The sequence below is a fragment of the Psychrobacter sp. SZ93C1 genome (assembly GCF_015864635.1).
Classification (GTDB): Bacteria; Pseudomonadota; Gammaproteobacteria; order Pseudomonadales; family Moraxellaceae; genus Psychrobacter; species Psychrobacter fozii.
Window position 1 is genome coordinate 15,191 of sequence record NZ_JADYWY010000011.1, and the last position, 16,912, is coordinate 32,102.

Annotated in this window: 15 protein-coding genes; 8 read left to right on the top strand and 7 right to left on the bottom strand. The window is 43.1% G+C overall.

The window, feature by feature from the left end:
• Window positions 1–163 precede the first annotated feature (163 nt).
• From I6E83_RS13015 to I6E83_RS13025, 3 genes are all read right to left on the bottom strand, one after another.
• Window positions 164–1,174 carry an alpha/beta hydrolase gene (locus I6E83_RS13015; RefSeq protein ID WP_197102463.1) on the bottom strand — a complete coding sequence of 337 codons (1,011 nt, stop codon included), beginning with the start codon at window positions 1,172–1,174 and terminating at the stop codon, window positions 164–166.
• Window positions 1,175–1,474: 300 nt separating this feature from the next.
• A complete protein-coding gene (locus tag I6E83_RS13020; protein WP_197102465.1) occupies window positions 1,475–2,320 on the bottom strand; it encodes a BON domain-containing protein in 846 nt (281 codons plus the stop codon).
• Window positions 2,321–2,563: 243 nt separating this feature from the next.
• Complete coding sequence (locus I6E83_RS13025) at window positions 2,564–3,049, bottom strand: YraN family protein (protein ID WP_197102467.1); 486 nt, start codon at window positions 3,047–3,049, stop codon at window positions 2,564–2,566.
• A gap of 135 nt (window positions 3,050–3,184) precedes the next feature.
• Here I6E83_RS13025 and rsmI point away from each other — a divergent pair, with 135 nt between their 5' ends.
• Window positions 3,185–4,144, top strand: a complete 960-nt coding sequence (gene rsmI, locus I6E83_RS13030; RefSeq protein WP_197102469.1) for a 16S rRNA (cytidine(1402)-2'-O)-methyltransferase — start codon at window positions 3,185–3,187, stop codon at window positions 4,142–4,144.
• Between the two features lie 51 nt (window positions 4,145–4,195).
• Window positions 4,196–5,215 carry an adenosine kinase gene (locus I6E83_RS13035; protein ID WP_197102471.1) on the top strand — a complete coding sequence of 340 codons (1,020 nt, stop codon included), beginning with the start codon at window positions 4,196–4,198 and terminating at the stop codon, window positions 5,213–5,215.
• A gap of 109 nt (window positions 5,216–5,324) precedes the next feature.
• Here I6E83_RS13035 and I6E83_RS13040 read toward each other — a convergent pair whose 3' ends face one another.
• Together I6E83_RS13040 and nfuA are read right to left on the bottom strand one after the other, a co-directional pair.
• Window positions 5,325–6,647, bottom strand: a complete 1,323-nt coding sequence (locus I6E83_RS13040) for an O-acetylhomoserine aminocarboxypropyltransferase/cysteine synthase family protein (RefSeq protein ID WP_197102478.1) — start codon at window positions 6,645–6,647, stop codon at window positions 5,325–5,327.
• A 205-nt stretch (window positions 6,648–6,852) separates the two neighbouring features.
• On the bottom strand, window positions 6,853–7,536 hold the full coding sequence (nfuA, locus tag I6E83_RS13045; RefSeq protein ID WP_110924191.1) for a Fe-S biogenesis protein NfuA: 684 nt from the start codon (window positions 7,534–7,536) through the stop codon (window positions 6,853–6,855).
• Between the two features lie 568 nt (window positions 7,537–8,104).
• Between nfuA and I6E83_RS13050 the strand changes: the two genes are divergently transcribed.
• From I6E83_RS13050 to I6E83_RS13070, 5 genes are all read left to right on the top strand, one after another.
• A complete protein-coding gene (locus I6E83_RS13050) occupies window positions 8,105–9,094 on the top strand; it encodes an alpha/beta fold hydrolase (protein WP_110924190.1) in 990 nt (329 codons plus the stop codon).
• A 184-nt stretch (window positions 9,095–9,278) separates the two neighbouring features.
• Entirely contained in the window at window positions 9,279–9,947 is a 669-nt protein-coding gene (locus I6E83_RS13055) for a dual specificity protein phosphatase family protein (RefSeq protein WP_197102479.1), read from the top strand.
• Between the two features lie 249 nt (window positions 9,948–10,196).
• Complete coding sequence (locus I6E83_RS13060; protein ID WP_197102480.1) at window positions 10,197–11,264, top strand: bifunctional nicotinamide-nucleotide adenylyltransferase/Nudix hydroxylase; 1,068 nt, start codon at window positions 10,197–10,199, stop codon at window positions 11,262–11,264.
• 227 nt (window positions 11,265–11,491) lie between these two features.
• Window positions 11,492–12,889 carry a nicotinate phosphoribosyltransferase gene (locus I6E83_RS13065; RefSeq protein ID WP_197102481.1) on the top strand — a complete coding sequence of 466 codons (1,398 nt, stop codon included), beginning with the start codon at window positions 11,492–11,494 and terminating at the stop codon, window positions 12,887–12,889.
• Between the two features lie 4 nt (window positions 12,890–12,893).
• Complete coding sequence (locus I6E83_RS13070) at window positions 12,894–13,739, top strand: SGNH/GDSL hydrolase family protein (protein WP_227680951.1); 846 nt, start codon at window positions 12,894–12,896, stop codon at window positions 13,737–13,739.
• A gap of 115 nt (window positions 13,740–13,854) precedes the next feature.
• Here I6E83_RS13070 and I6E83_RS13075 read toward each other — a convergent pair whose 3' ends face one another.
• A complete protein-coding gene (locus I6E83_RS13075; protein WP_110924187.1) occupies window positions 13,855–14,136 on the bottom strand; it encodes a type B 50S ribosomal protein L31 in 282 nt (93 codons plus the stop codon).
• A gap of 419 nt (window positions 14,137–14,555) precedes the next feature.
• Window positions 14,556–15,389 carry a LysR family transcriptional regulator gene (locus I6E83_RS13080; protein ID WP_197102482.1) on the bottom strand — a complete coding sequence of 278 codons (834 nt, stop codon included), beginning with the start codon at window positions 15,387–15,389 and terminating at the stop codon, window positions 14,556–14,558.
• Between the two features lie 161 nt (window positions 15,390–15,550).
• Between I6E83_RS13080 and I6E83_RS13085 the strand changes: the two genes are divergently transcribed.
• Window positions 15,551–16,723, top strand: a complete 1,173-nt coding sequence (locus I6E83_RS13085) for a YbfB/YjiJ family MFS transporter (protein ID WP_197102483.1) — start codon at window positions 15,551–15,553, stop codon at window positions 16,721–16,723.
• The last annotated feature ends 189 nt before the right edge of the window (window positions 16,724–16,912 follow it).

The window sequence follows — 16,912 nt, forward strand, 5'->3', positions numbered from 1 at the left end:
TCCTGTTAATAGCGGTAAAAAAGGGTTTTATTTTGAATGCAGGTATTATAACAAGAGTTTGAACATCTTACAGCACTGTCTGTGTATAAGAAAATCTGAACTATATATGCAATACCTGCTGAACAATGAAAGCAGTAAGTGTTTAAGTAATCAGTACTTAAAACTACTTCAGCTCTTTATCCAAATACGTCAGCACCTGCGAGCGCACATCGTTTAACCAACGTAATGGTGGTGCCATCGCACCGATACTGGTCGCATGACTGGCACCTTCTATTTCACTGACTTCTACCCTAGCACCATAGTCTTTTAGCGCTTTTGTCATATTGATCGTATTGGTGTCATAGACAATTTTGTCATTTTCAGCGGTCAATAATAGATAAGGCGGCTGCTCGCCTTTTAACTGTCTGTCGGGCATAACTTGCTCAGGAGTCGCATCGGCAGGAAAAGCAGTGGCGCTATCAAACTTCCTAAAATCGTAACTATAAGGGCCTGCGATGCCAACAACTGCTTTGATATCTTTTGGTTTGATACCGTAAGGTGCTAAAAATTCTTCGTTAGACACTGCTGCTACAGCATTAAACGCTCCAGCCGATTGTCCCATGATAGCCATACGTTGAGGATCTGCATGCAGGCTTTTGGCATTGTCATAGCTCCATGCAATAGCTTTTGCTGTGTCTTCTACATAATCAGGATATGGATGCTCGGGTGCCTTCCGGTAATTAATCACTGCGGTCACGTAGCCTGCTCGCGCCAGACTCTTACCGACGAAAGCATATTCTTCTTTGGTGCCGTTTTCCCATGATCCACCATAGACGAACACGACCATAGGATAAGTATCCTTAATCGCAGTCTCGGCTTTCATGGCTTTTGCCAAAGGCTTCGGGTAATAGATATCTAAATCTTGTGAAGGCTCATCACCGTAGAGGATATCTTTACTAACGCCAACACCGCCGCTCGATGTAATGCCATTTACGATAGTCAGCGGTGATACAGCTTGCGCACTATGTGACGCTAGCGCGATACCACCTATTGCTAGCACTGCTGTGAATCCTGCTCCGGTGAGTTTTAGCGTGCGTAGCTTTTTATAAGGCGCTTTGCTATTAGAGGCTTGTTCATTAGATGTATTGCTATGATTGTTTACGCTCTGCTGTAGGGGTTTCTCTAAATTCTTCATTTACCAGTATTCCTATTATATTTATAAACAATGATGAGCATTACCACAGCCACTTTATAAAATATCATTCACTAAAATTACTATTATTCACTAAAAGTACCATTTACTATTTGGCTGGCTGTTCTATTGCTGACTGTCTATATATTACTGGCTCGCTAAGGATTTATCGTGTTTTTCCTGTTAGTGCTGTTTAGTCTTCTTGTCATTGAAATCCAATCGCTTAATAGCCATCACTTATCTAGCTAGTTTATAAATAATGACTACTTTGTCAACATAACTACTTTATCAACTTTGGCCTTACTATTGATTCTTGTATAGCTCAATATATGGACTAGAGGATGGCTGCTCACCTGTTGTGCCCTCTTCTGTCACTATAACTGGCGTTGCGGTAGTGGCTGTATTGTTTCCTACAGAGTTGCTAGGACTAAAATCATTAGTAGCAGCGGCACCTTCAACGACTGGTGCTGAGTCAGCATTGCCCAAGTTATTATCAGTCATAATGTCGTCTTCGTTTATCTTCACACCTCGATCATCCACGACTGTCGTCAGTAGCACCAGCTCCGTCACACCGACCGTCGTGTTGGCAATATCAATGAGATTACTCTGTTGAGTGGGGGTCATACGTCCCATAATATAAACCACACCGTTATCGCTCACTGCCTTAACCTGTGAAGAACTAACACCGTTACTAGCGGCCACTTTTGCTAGCAATTTTGAGGTGATATAACCATCCTGCACGGTAGAGCTATAACCTTTTGAGGCGCTGACATTCAATTCGTTATAAACGCGGCGCACATCAGGCATAGAGGTAACGACTTTTTCTATTTCTGTTTTAATGGCTTCAGTTGGCACTTCACCTGTCAGCAACACTTCACTGTTGAAGCTATCAATGCCCATACGGCTGGTTTGTTGTAGGTTTTCTTGTAGACCATAGACATTGATTTTGGCAGTGTGTTCGATACTGCGATCAAGCAGACGCTGCGGAATAGTGCGCTCTGTCATCGGCACACCATACGTGCCTTCTGTGCTATTGGTCAGATAGTTGGTCGTACAGCCAGTAACAGCGATACTGGATAGTAGTATCATACCAATCGCTGTGCGGCTTGATGAGCCAAAAATAGCAGTGCGCAGATGCATCCGTGTCATGATTTACCTCTTAGGACATGATTGTGACAATTATATAAATTTAATGGATTGAACAATTTTGATCTAGCGGCTTTTAACATAGCTGCTTATAACAACTTGTAATACAGCTACTTATAACATAGCTACTTTACTGAATTTTTGCTGAAGAGGGTTAGGTTTTTGGTAACGATAGCTAGATACCAAATTCTATATGCTGTTTTATTAGTTCTATCCACTGTTTAGCCGTACCGCTTCTATATATTCTCACCATGCCTCTGCTACGAAGGCACCCCGAAACCATTCTGGTTGAGTATCTATATGTTGGTTTTTTTTGCTCACACTGCTAGCCGTATTATAAGCAATCACATCAAACCGACATTCATAATCGCTATATTCAGGATGCTGTTGCAAAAAATAGCACGCAGCTTTGATAACTTTGCGTTGCTTACTCGCTGTAATACTAATGGCAGCATCGCCAAATCCTGACTGCTTGCGCTGACGAACTTCGATGAATACTAGCGTTGACCATGCCCGCCCTGTTTCCATCATAACCAAATCTAGCTCGCCCACTTTCGGCTGTTGCCAATTTTGGACAATTAGCCTTAACCCTTGCGCCTGCAAAAACTCACGTGCGTGCTGCTCAAACAGACTGCCTTGGCGCTGTTTTGGTGAAGTGAGTGTCAAAGGTTTATGGTTCGCCATGATGTCGATTGGTCTGGTTAACATTTCAGAATTATCATAGCACATCATGCTAAACTAGCCACTTTCGCGTGCGGATGCTGGTATGGTTTTTTATGCTTTGCTTAAGTTCTATTTTTAACCAGTTTTGTCAGTCAGCTCGCCACATTATATTTTAATTCCCGCTTTTAATACTCCGAGGTTTTCATGTCTAGCCCTACCGCGATGCCAGCTTGTCTATATATCGTTGCCACGCCGATTGGCAATATGAGCGATATGACGCCGCATGCCATTGATGTCCTAAAGCAAGTCGCCATCATTGCCTGTGAAGACACCCGTACCTCAGGTAAGCTACTGTCACACTTTGGTATTGATACCAAAGGCAGCAAAACTGACGATGCAAAAGCATCAACGCCTCATCATAATGAAAACAGTGGTGCCGACGATACGGAAACCACTTCAAAACAAAAAGGCCACAATAAGCTGTGGGCATACCATGAGCACAATAGCGCGATTCAAACACCGAAGATTATTGAGATGATTGAGCAAGGTCATTCGGTTGCTTTGATTAGTGATGCTGGGACGCCACTAGTCAGCGACCCTGGCTATCAATTGGTACAAGCAGCACATGCCGCTGGCGTCGCCGTGTCACCTATCGTTGGTGCCTCTGCTGCTATTGCCGCGCTTTCAGTTGCAGGATTGCCGTCAGATCGCTTTAGCTTTATTGGATTTTTGCCAGCCAAAACTCATGGTCGTCAAAAACAACTGAGCGCATTAATCGCTCGTACCGAAACCCTGATATTTTACGAAGCACCGCACCGTATTATCGCCAGCTTAGAAGATATGGCAACGATATTTGGTGCAGATCGCGAAGTCGCGTTTTGCCGTGAATTGACCAAAACCTTTGAGACGGTACGTAAGAGTACACTTGGCGATTTGGTTGAGTTTGTCAAAGCAGATGACAATCAACAGCGCGGTGAAATAGTCGTTGTCGTCGCTGGCGTGAATGTGGCTCAGGATTCAGATGACATCAGTATCCATGATAAATTATTGCAAAGATTGCTAGAAGACTTATCGGTCAAAAAAGCTGCAGCATTGGGTGCTGATATCACAGGCGTCAAAAAGAATGCGCTATATCAACGCCTACTTGAACTACAGGCTGAATAGCTTTTAAATATAAAAATGTGCGTTTATCACTTAATTGAGGAGAAGTAAGCAATGTACGATGTAATGGCGATAGGGAATGCGTTGGTTGATCACGAATATGTGCTGTCTGATGCAGCATTAGATGAGACAGAACTGACCAAAGGTCATATGACGCTGGCTGGTATCGAAGAACAACAACAATTACTCGCTTATTTTAAACTTGCTAACATTGACCCATCAAAACAAGCAGGCGGCGGCTCAGCTGCCAATGCGATGTATGCATTTGCCAGTCTAGGTGGCAAGCCTTTTTATGCGTGCCGTGTCGGTGATGACGATCAGGGCGCATTTTACCTCAGAGACTTGCACGAAGCAGGCGTGGCTACCTCAGATAAATCTATCCATGCAGGCGGTGTGACCGGTTCATGTGTCGTCGCGGTTACAGAAGATGGTGAGCGTACCATGCAGACCTATCTTGGCACCTCAAGTGAGATTGTCGCCGACAATGTTGATTTTGATGCGTTGACGCAAGCAGATTGGCTATATCTAGAAGGTTATCTAGCGATGTCTGAGAGCATCCAGCCAGCGATGACTCAGTTACGTCAACAAGCCGGTATTCATAATGCAAAAATTGCGGTGAGCTTTGCTGATCCTGCGGTGGTGCAGTTTGCGAAAGAAGGCTTGCTTAATATGCTTGGTAATAAAGTTGCCGTTATATTTTGCAACAGTGAAGAAGCTAAATTGTTTACGGATAAAAAACAAGTTAAAGCCGCCGCACGTGCCTTACTTGAATATTGCCAAACTGCAGTCGTAACCGATGGTGCCAATGGTGCTATTATCGCCCATAAATCTGATGACGATTCAGACATTGAGGTTTATGAAGTTGCTACCCCAGTAGTTGCCAATGTTATTGATACCAATGGTGCAGGTGATAATTACGCGGGTGCTTTCTTATATGCATTATCGCAGCAATATAGTCTGCCAGAGTGTGGTCGACTTGCCAGCGAAGTATCGGCACAAATTATCCAACAGTTTGGGCCGCGCCTTGCCTCGCAAGACTATAAAGATATCGCTCAGCGTATCTTATCAGCGTGATATAAATAAACGTTTTTGATGTTAATAAAAAAAGCCCATATCGATTTGATATGGGCTTTTTTTGTCACTCAATAAGCAAGTTATTCAGTTCAATGAGAGTCTTCTAATATTAAGCTGAAGCTAGTGCCTGCTCTAAGTCTGCTTTGATATCTTCAATGTGTTCGATACCAATCGACAGTCGTACCATATCAGTACTCACACCAGCATTAGCAAGTTCTTGCTCATTCAACTGGCGATGGGTGGTCGTCGCTGGATGACAAGCTAGTGATTTGGCATCACCGATATTGACCAAACGAGTAATCAGTTGCAGCGCATCGATAAAGCGTGCACCAGCTTCCAAACCACCTTTAACCCCAAAGGTCAAAATAGCAGATGGTGTGCCTTTCATGTACTTCTTAGCAAGCTCATGCTCAGGATGATCAGGTAACCCTGCATATTTCACCCAAGCAACTTTATCATGGTCACGTAGATATTCCGCAACGGCTTGAGCATTCTGTACATGGCGCTCCATACGTAAACCCAGTGTCTGCAAGCCTTGTAAAATACTAAAAGCATTCAATGGGCTAAGTGCCGCGCCAGTATTACGCAGCGGTGCCACACGAGCACGAGCGATAAATGCCGCTGCGCCCACGTCTTTGACAAAGTTCACACCGTGATAACTGTGATCTGGCGTGTTTAATAATGGAAAACGCTCAGGATAATCACCCCATGCGAATTTACCACTATCGACAATTGCGCCACCAATCGACGTCCCCGTTCCGCTCATATACTTGGTCAGTGAATGAATGACAATATCTGCACCAAACTCAAACGGGCGACATAGCGCAGGTGTCGCAACCGTACTATCAATCACGACTGGCACGCCATACTCGTGAGCAATATCACTTAGTGCCTGAATGTCCACGATATTACCCAATGGGTTACCGATACTTTCTGCGAAGACCATCTTCGTCTTATCATCGATTAAATCACGAATCGCTTCAGGGTTTTTGTGGTCAAAAAAGCGTACTTCGATGCCTTGACGTGGTAAAGCATGAGCAAATAAATTGTAAGTACCACCATACAAGGTCGACACAGCAACGATATTATCACCCGCTTCACAGATGGTCTGAATCGCATACGTGATGGCAGCCATACCAGATGCCACAGCAAGCGCACCGATACCACCTTCAAGCGCTGCGACGCGCTCTTCTAGAACGGCATTGGTTGGGTTCATAATGCGGGTATAAATATTACCTGCGACCTTTAGATCAAAGAGATCCGCACCATGCTGGGTGTTGTCAAAAGCATACGAGCTCGTATGATAGATAGGCACTGCAACGGCTTTGGTCGTTGGCTCAACACTATAACCGGCATGAATTGCCAAGGTCTCAAGACGCTGAGGGGTCTCTGATTTTTGGGCTGCTTGCTTGTCTGCTTGTCCATCACTCATTATATATTCCTTTATTTCGATAAAAGTTATTAATCAATAAATGACTAATCAACAAATTATTAATCAACAATCTACCACTGAAAATTCAGCTAAAAAACACTCTACCAAATCATAGCAATAAAAAAAGCCAAGTTCATCAAAACTTGGCTTTTTAATTAAAATAACTTTTCGCTATTACTTAAGTCTGCAACTTCCAGCTAGACTTTTATTTGTAATAAGCGTTTTCAGTACGGGTATGATCCGTCTCATCAATGACTTGGGTCAACTCTGGTATTTGCTGCTTGAGCTGTACTTCAACGCCTTGACGCAAGGTCATGTCGACTGCTGAGCACCCTTGGCAACCACCACCGAATTTCAATACCGCTGTAAGGCCAACACCTTCTTCATCAATCAGCTCAAGCAACTGCACGTCACCACCATGGGCGGCCAGACCGGGATTAATCTCCGACTGTAATACGTAGTTGATGCGCTCTTCTACACTGGCATCAGCACCCACTTTAGGTACTTTAGAGTTTGGCGCGCGGAAAGTCAGCTGACCACCGAAACGGTCTTTATTATAATCGATAACGGCATCTTCTAGATAAGGAACTGAAGCCGCTTCGATAAATGCAGAAAAACTGTCATACGTAAAACGCAAATCAGCGCTGTCTTCTTCGCCCGGTTGGTTATAGGCCATACAGCACTCTGCACGAGGGGTGCCTGGATGCTCAACGAAAATACGTACGCCGATACCGTCTGTATCTTGCTTAGATAACAAATCCGCTAAGTACCCTTGGGCTGACTCAGTAATAGTAATATTACTTTTTGCTTCAGTCTGATCAGTATCTAGCGCTGATTCATAGTCTGCTGATGGCGCTACTGGGCTATCAACTTGGTCATGCTCACTCATAATGTTTCCTATGCGTTATGACACAAACGCTATATCTATTATGGCTACTGTGTCGTGAATTTGAATGTTTAAAATTTTTACGGCTTGTATAAAACATGCAGGCTAGCAATATTTGAGATTTATTATTGTATGACGCTGCCCGCCATGAGTATAAAGTTTAATTCGTCTATAGCACTCATTATACCTGAATCAAGCATTAATTCCGACCACGCTACTGTGAATTGAACGGTGGGCGCTGTAAATGGTTGTCATTGATTTTTTTAATGATGCTACCTACTGGCAAAGTAACTCAATATTTAAACAATGAAAAACAAACATGCCTAATAGTTGTGTTGGCTGCCAAGTTACTCTCTATATTAAGCTATTCTCTATATAAAGACAGCTATACCATTTATCAAGCATACTCAGCATTTTCGCTATGCGATACCGTTCACATCTCGTTTGAGCAAGTCATTTAGATTTGACGTAGTATTGATAGTTTGAATAACTTTGTGCACTGGCTTTATGAGCATGGTAGCTTTGATGGCCTTGTATAAATATTACGTATTTTTCGGATAGGATAATTTTTATGATGACACGGACGTTGCACCTAATAACTACCAAGGATGATGAGAAAATTGCCGTTTGGAAAGTAGTTGATACTATAGAAGACAGTACGATAGCCAACACATTAGAAAACAGCTTGCCTATTATAAAACCTCAAAATATATTTTTGACGCACGGGACCTTTTCGGACAAACAAACTTGCTTAAAAATCGCTGAGTATCTGGCTGGCCTTGGACACCACTGCTACATCATGGAGTGGCGCGGTCATGGTGATAGCTCAATGCCAAAAGAACAATTTAATTTCGAGACGGTTGCTACTTATGACTATGAAGCAACTTTCCGCTATTTTTTTGATGAATTAAAATTCGATAATTTACATTGTATTACTCATAGTGGCGGCGGTATTGGTTTGATTATGTTTTTAATTCAAAACCCACGCTATATCGATAAACTAAACAGCATCAGCATGTTCGCCTGCCAAGCTTATGGTGCAGCGTCAAAGCCTATCAGTCATGCGAAAATTATTGCAGCCAAAATACTCACGCGACTGCTTGGCTTCATCCCTGCCAGAAAATTAAAGATGGGCGCTTGTGACGAAAGCTATTATACGATGAGTCAGTGGTACAACTGGAATCTGCAAAGGAACTTTAAAAGCAGCTTCATAAAACAAAGCACGTTTAATGAAAGTGCATTTAATGAAAGTATTGTTAATCAAGCGAGCACTGATACAACTGCCACTGACGACGAGCTTTTAGACTATCGACATCAGATGCCAAACATCACCATACCTGTATACGCCATCAGTGCCAGAGGAGATACATTCATCTCCCCTACTCATGGCTGTCAGATGCTCTTTGATGATTTTAAAAACCCTGCCAATGTCTTTCGCGAATACGCGCTCAGCCATGGTGATTTAGACGACTACACTCACAGCCGCATTATGATCAGCCGTAACGCTGCCAAAGAGATTTGGCCAACGGTGACCGATTGGATTGAGCGTCATGCTCGGTAGTTACTATGCCACTTAGCTACTTAGCCACTTAGCCACTTAGCCACTTAGCCACTTACTATAATGAACGCTTTATTATGTACAACAACTGCAAGGGTTGAAACTATTATGGCTGATAGTGGCTATCAAATAGTCTGTAGCGGTAGAATGATAACCAATCAAAACTAATGGTATGAGAATTATGCTTATGAACCAGCTTTTGAGCACTAGGTCGAACGAAGGTGTCATAGACCACAACCATCGCTGGCAACAGCGTTACAAGTCAATATTAGTCGCAGGCTCTATGAGTCTAGCCAGTCTGATGATCGGCTGCCAGTCAACTGCTACTACTCAACTTACGACTCCCCCATCCTTACCGCAAAATGCAGTCTTGATTAATAAGGCGACCAATTTATATCAAGTTGATAAGCTACTGTTTCGAAGTGAGCAATTACGTGCAGCTGATATCCCTTTACTTAAAGCCAATCGTATTGACGCTATCCTTAATTTACGCTTTTTTGATCGAAATGATGATGAAAAATTACTAGCTGATATTGTTAATGAGACGTCCTTAGACTTATATAATCAACCGCTTAAATCATGGTATGTTACTCCAAAAGAAATCGCTAAAGCCTTAAATACGATAAAAGATTTGCAGGCACAAAATAAGAGCGTACTGGTACACTGCTATCATGGTGCTGACCGTACGGGACTGATTATCGCTATGTATAGAATCATTGAGCAAGAGTGGTCTATTGAACACGCTAAGCAAGAAATGGTCGCTGGTGGATTTGGCTATCACGCCGTTTGGGTAAATCTTGAGAACATGCTAAACCCTAAAACCGTGGCTGCTGTCCGTATAGAGATGGTGATTTAGACGACTATACTCACAGCCGCATTATGATCAGCCGTAACGCTGCCAAAGAGATTTGGCCAACGGTGACCGGTTGGATTGAACAGCATTCTACTTAAAATTATGGGTGTATTTATCTGGACTCGTCACATCATCATTGACCGTTATACTATCCCAAACATCTTTCCACTTGTCAGCGAGTCATCGGCTGTGTCAGTATTGGCATTATTAATTTTTTACCAATGAAATATAAGTCGTAGGAAATTGGCGTCTATGAGTGAATTATCAGAGCAAAGTTCAGACACACAAACCCCTGATCAGAAAAGCAGTAAACACTATCGTTATTTGGTTTTCATTGGGCGTTTTCAGCCGTTCCATCGTGGACATAAAGCCGTCATCGACGAGGCATTAAAGCGCTCGGATGATGTGATTATGCTTATTGGCTCAGCCAACCTGCCACGCAGCTTACGCAATCCATTTAGCGTCGCTGAGCGTGCTGCCATGATTAAAGACGCCTACTCAGCAGAGGAAGCGGCACGTATTCACTGCGTGGGTCTAGACGATGCACTCTACAACGACACCCGCTGGCTACAGTATGTGCAAGCAGGCGTCAAGTCTGTCACTGGTGACTTGCAGAGCGATATTGGGTTGATTGGTCACTCAAAAGACAGCTCATCTTATTATTTATCGCTATTCCCCAACTGGGACTCAGTCTCGGTGCCCAACTATCACAATTTATCAGCCACACCTATTCGAGATAGCTATCTGATGGGGGCTACACCGACACCTGAGCGTACGCCCGAGTCAACTCGCAAAGTGCTGAATGATTTCAAAAAAACTGACGATTACCATCAGCTGCATGAAGAAGCAGATTTCATTGATAAGTATAAAAGACAGTGGGAATCAGCCCCCTATCCGCCTACATTTATGACGGCTGATGCTTTGATTGTACAGTCTGGACATATCCTGTTGGTAGAGCGCCGTAGTATGCCAGGGCGTGGATTGTGGGCATTACCTGGTGGGTTCTTAAATCCGAAAGAGACCTTATTTGATGCTTGTATTCGTGAGCTGCGTGAAGAAACGCGTCTCAAAGTTCCTGAGCCAGTATTGCGTGGCTCTTGTCACAGTCAGCATACTTTTGATGACCCATATCGCTCGGCACGTGGTCGTACGATTACCCAAGCATTTTATTTTCAGCTTAAAAATGATCCAAAAGGTCTACCAAAAGTAAAAGGTGGCGATGACGCAGCTAAAGCTTTTTGGTTACCGCTGGCAGAGCTTGATGCCACCATGATGTTCGAAGACCACTATGCGATTATTACCAAAATGGTTGGATTGTAAATTTACATAACGTTGACCGACTAGTACATGATTTACAACCTTATAATCAACTACAGTCTATATAATTTATTTTCTTAGTTTTTTATTTTTAAACCTGATTTATCATTTTTGCACACGTTTTTGTACAACAGCTTTCACCGCCCAAGTCGATAGACGGCAAGGGTTCACCGCTGCAACTGTTCTTTCATAAAAGCAGCTGCGGCATTTCAAAGCAGAGGAGTTCTGTGATGTATACCAGTAATCTAAATAATTTAATTCTTAACAGCGACAGCTATAAAACCTCACATTGGGTGCAATATCCAAGCGGTAGTGAGTATCTGTCAAGCTACATTGAGGCGCGTAAAGGCGACTATGATGTGGTATTTTTTGGCTTGCAAGCCTTTATTAAAGAATACCTAAGCACCCCTATTACCCACCAAGATATCGACGAAGCCGAAATGGTCGTTCAAGCGCACGGCTTGACTTTCAATCGTGCTGGTTGGGAGCATTTGGTGGACAAACACAATGGTTATCTACCATTACGTATCCAAGCCGTACCCGAAGGCAGTATCGTGCCAGTGTCCAACGTCGTCTGCCAAGTCATCAATACCGATCCTGAATTTTACTGGCTGCCAAGCTATATCGAAACCGCACTATTACGTGCTATTTGGTATCCATCAACGGTCGCCAGCGTCTCGCATTACTGCAAAGACATCATTCGTAAAGCTTTAGAAAAATCAGCAGACAACACAGAGTCGCTTACGTTCAGGCTGCATGATTTCGGCTCGCGTGGTGCATCTAGTCAGGAATCTGTGGCACTCGGCAGCTTGGCGCATCTGGTAAACTTTGCGGGCACGGATTCAATGACGGCACTAGTAGCTGCCAGTCGCTGGTATCAAATGGATAAAGACATGCCAGCGTTTTCTATCCCTGCAGCTGAACACAGCACGATGACTGCATGGGGCCGTGACGGTGAGACAGCAGCCTTTGCCAATATGATTGAACAGTTTGGTGGCGAAGGTAAAAGCTTCTCAGTGGTCTCAGACAGTTATGACTTATGGAATGCCATCGATAATATCTGGGGTGGCAGCCTAAAAGACGACGTAAAAAACATGGGCGGCACACTGGTCATTAGACCAGACAGTGGCGAGCCTACCAAAGTTGTCCGCGAAGCATTAGAGCGCTTGGCAGTGAAATTCGGAACGACCGTTAATAGTAAAGGCTATAAGGTACTACCAGATTATGTACGAGTCATCCAAGGTGATGGTATCAGTCCGCAAAGCCTAACCAAAATTATTGATGTCATCATGAAAGCAGGCTTCAGCGCTGAAAATGTCACCTTTGGTATGGGCGGTGGCTTACTACAACAAGTCAACCGTGACACCATGAGCTGGGCAATGAAAGCCAGTTCTATCTCTATCGATGGTGTCTGGAAAGACATCTACAAAGATCCGATCACTAGCCGTTCGAAACGCTCAAAAAAAGGTCGATTGGCTTTGGTCAAAGACAGCAACGGAAAACTAAAAACCATCAAAGCAGATGACTTATCTGCCGATGCAGAAAACCTGTTGCGTGACGTTTATGTCGATGGCCAGTTATTAATTGAAGATAACCTAACGACTATTCGAGAGCGTGCTGGATGGTAGCAATATGATAAATAGTAATAAAATGGCGACAGTGGCAAGAGATGTCCTCCTTGCCCCTGTTTATCTTTATCAAGGTCGCAGAATCAAGCGTGAGACGGTTCGCTTACCTGAGCCACATGGCGAAAGGCATGGTCATGTTCAATTAAACCAATCTGCTAATACCCTGTCTGCTAATACACAAAAAGATGGCGTCCAAAAAACGCTAAACATCATGGTGGTTGGTGACTCGGCCGCCGCTGGTGTTGGTAGTCAAACACAGCAAGAAGCACTAGTAGGCAAGCTGATCCCTGCTCTGCAGCAGCAGTCTGCTATTCATACTCAGTTTGATGAGCTAACATGGTCATTGCAAGCAACTACGGGGCACACTAGCTTTGATATCTTGCGTCGGCTTTATATCCTACCTGCTCCTAGCCAAGCGGTTGATGTCATGGTATTGAGTGTCGGAGTTAATGACACCACTGCTAATGTCTCTGCGCGTAAATGGCAGCAGCAAATTGAAGAGATCATTGCTATTGCTCAGCGCAAGTTTGGTGTGCGAGAATTGATTTTTTCAAGTCTACCACCGATGGCACAAATGCCTGCAATACCTACCCCACTCAATAATTTTATTGGTGCCAAAGCATCTACTTTGGACAGGATACTGCAGCAAGTCTGTGCCGAGCATGACAGTGTCACTTATATGGAAACTGACTTTGCAAAGATGATAGAAGAGCACTTTGATGGCAAACCTGTCGATATCGCCGTGATGTTTGCCAGTGACGGCTTTCATCCTAGCAGCCTAATGTATGGCTATTGGGCACAGCAATTATCAGAGCTGATAGTACAGGTGCTAGACACGCCGATTGCTTAGGGATTATCTTAATTTCACCTTTCAAAAATACTACCCTAAAATTCAAAAAAAAAACCGCTGAATATTCAGCGGTTTTTTATTGCTTTGCGAAATATATTTACACAATAAGTGTAAATTATTCTGCAGCGTCAGTATCAGCAGCTTTCTTACGGCCACCAAACGCACCAAAGCGTTTGTTGAAGCTAGCAACACGGCCTTCAGTAGAAGTTTTGCGTTGTTCGCCAGTATAGAATGGATGCGACGCACTTGAGATATCAAGTGGGTAGTATGGATATTCTGTACCTTCGTATTCACGAGTAGCTTTGGTTTTAGCAGTTGAACGAGTCAAAAAGAAAACGTCAGCGTTAGTGTCGTGGAATAAAACTTCTTGGTAATTAGGATGGATATCTTTACGCATAATAAACTCTCTATGTCCGATGTATGTATAGTGCTTTTGAGCAACATCTTAAATGATGTGCCAAATCAACAATGGCATACGTAACTGAGGCACTAAGGACATTTATAAGTATGGCAGCTGCATCACTGGCTTATTCCAGCACCCAACACCATTCCTCTGCTCACTTAGCCTTTCCCCAGCGGGAAAATCAAACCGCGATTTTAACGGTTTTCGACGTCCGATGCAAGTCAGTCGGGCGCTAAGACTGTAATGATATGCCCATACAATCTTGATAAAGACCAATCAGGTTTAGAATACCAAAGAATAGTGTATCAATGGTAGTAAAAGCCGTAGCAGTCGATGCCATAGTGTAGTGAGCGAGATGAATATCGTAGTAGTTGCATCATAGTTATATAGTGAATAGACCATAGCATGCCATATTATTCCGTTAGCAATTTGGCTAGCGTTAATACCCCTGATGCCAGTGGGCTGTCTTTACGATAAACAATCGATAGCTGAACTTGCTTTGACCCATGACTGAGTGGCGTCATGACCAATGATTTTTCATATCGACTGCCGACCACCATGTTTTTACCAATGATCGTGTAGCCTAATCCCGCAGCGACACACCCCAATACACCGTCAGCGCTACTCATCAGCATCAGCTCATCACACCCTCTGCCTGCTTCTTGTTGCCAAATAATAGCCTGTGTCCTGTAACCACAACCTTCATCACGTACGAATAAGACAGGATCATGCTCACTATCTAATGGCGTCACCATCATCAGCTCTTCTCTAACAACAGGAATCACCACCAGATCTTTATGTTTGGGTGCATTGCCGATTGCCGCACAGTCTACTTTATTATTCAAAACCGCCAAGACCAACCTATCACTGGTATCTGTATAGATTTTGGCACGGATTTCAGAGTGGTTTAACTTAAGTTGTTTCAATGCCAATGGCATATGAACAGCAGCAAATGTCTCAGGCATACCGATTATTAATTCATAACTGTCTTTATTTCGGAGCATGGCCGATGTGGCTTGATACTCTAACTGTAAAATTTGATCAGCATAATCGCACAGCTGTCGCCCACTCGGGGTTAATTGCAGCTTTCGACCAATGATATTGAATAGCTTGGTATCTAGTTCCCTTTCTAGTTTTTTGATGCGGTTGGTAATATTCGACTGAACGGTATGCAGTTTTTCAGCAGCCCCTTTAATACCGTCTTCATCAACCACCGCTTTAAACGTCTTTAACGTCAAAATCTCCATGTGAAAATCCTTATTCACTTATTAAACAGTTCTTATAATGAGAATACTTTGTTCTAGATAATTCAATTTTTAAGATTAACAGAGTCACGTATTCTTTGTTAATAACTTTCCGATATGAAGTAATAAAAATGTCTATAGAACTCACGAAAGTCCGTGTATACATGGCTGGAATTTGCAGCTTGATAGTGACCGTAGGGGTTGCTCGATTTTCGTATAGTCTATTGCTACCAGTCATGCAAGAAGGCGCTGGCTTGACAGAGTTAGGTGGCGGGTGGTTAGCCAGCACGAACTTTATGGGTTATATGTTTGGCGTTTTGATTGCTGCGAGCATGCATAATCTGAATTACAAATATAACTTACATCGTGTTTACCTTGTTTTAAGTGTAGTCACCTCTGCAGCTATGGTTCTGACCACAGATATAACCACTTGGGCGATATTAAGGTTCCTCGCTGGCGTCTGTGCTTCAGGCGGATTTATTATTGCTTCAGGATTGATATTGAAATGGCTGGTAAAGAATAACCACCGTGCTGAGCTCGGGATTCATTTCGCAGGTGCAGGTTTGAGCATTGTGATTACCTCGTTATTGTTTGAGGCAATGCAGTCAATATCAGCAGATTGGCAACAGCAATGGTTAGCACTCTCTGTGTTGGCGATTATCTTTGCTGTGCCTGCATGGTTATGGATGCCACACCCTTCCACCGATAGTAAAAATCAAGAAGTGATTGAGGACAATCCACCAAGCAAGACTTTCAAATCATTAATGATGCTGGCTTATTTTTGTGCAGGTTATGGTTATGCAGTCAGCTCTACCTTTATCGTCGATATTGTAGAGAGTACAAAAGGCTTGCAAGGACAAGGAGGTTTTGTCTTTTTATTGATTGGTTTAGCCGCCACCCCAGCTGCACTTATATGGGATCGTATTGCTCGGAGGTTTGGTTATCTTAGGACACTAATCGCCGCTTATCTGGTGCAAATAATCGGCATCATATTGCCTGCCCTCAATAACAGCTTACCGACGGTCATAATCAGTGCAGTGTTATTTGGCGGTACTTTCATTGCTTGTGTGAGTTTAGTATTGACGATGGCTGGTAAATTCTTCCCCAGTGATCCTGCTAAATTCATGGGAACAATGACGTTATCGTATGGTGCAGCTCAAATCATTGCACCCGTCTGTACCGGTTATATTGTTAAAATTTACGGAAGTTATAACCCTGGTCTATATCTATCAGCAGCGGTCGTGACAATGGGCACACTACTCTTGTATGGTTTATTGAATTTAAAGCATCCTCAACCAAAACCTATCACTCACAAACTATCAAAAAATGAGATTTAGACTTAAACCTGCTTACTAAAATAAGTACCAAAACTATTACCAAAATAGCTAAAAGCAGCCACTCGATGGCTGCTTTTTTTATTGATATAAAAATAACGGCTTTATTATTGAACTATATATTCAATAAAACGCATAAAAGCTTTTGGTAGGCTTGTTAACCTCGAAATTTATTGTTATATTCATATATGT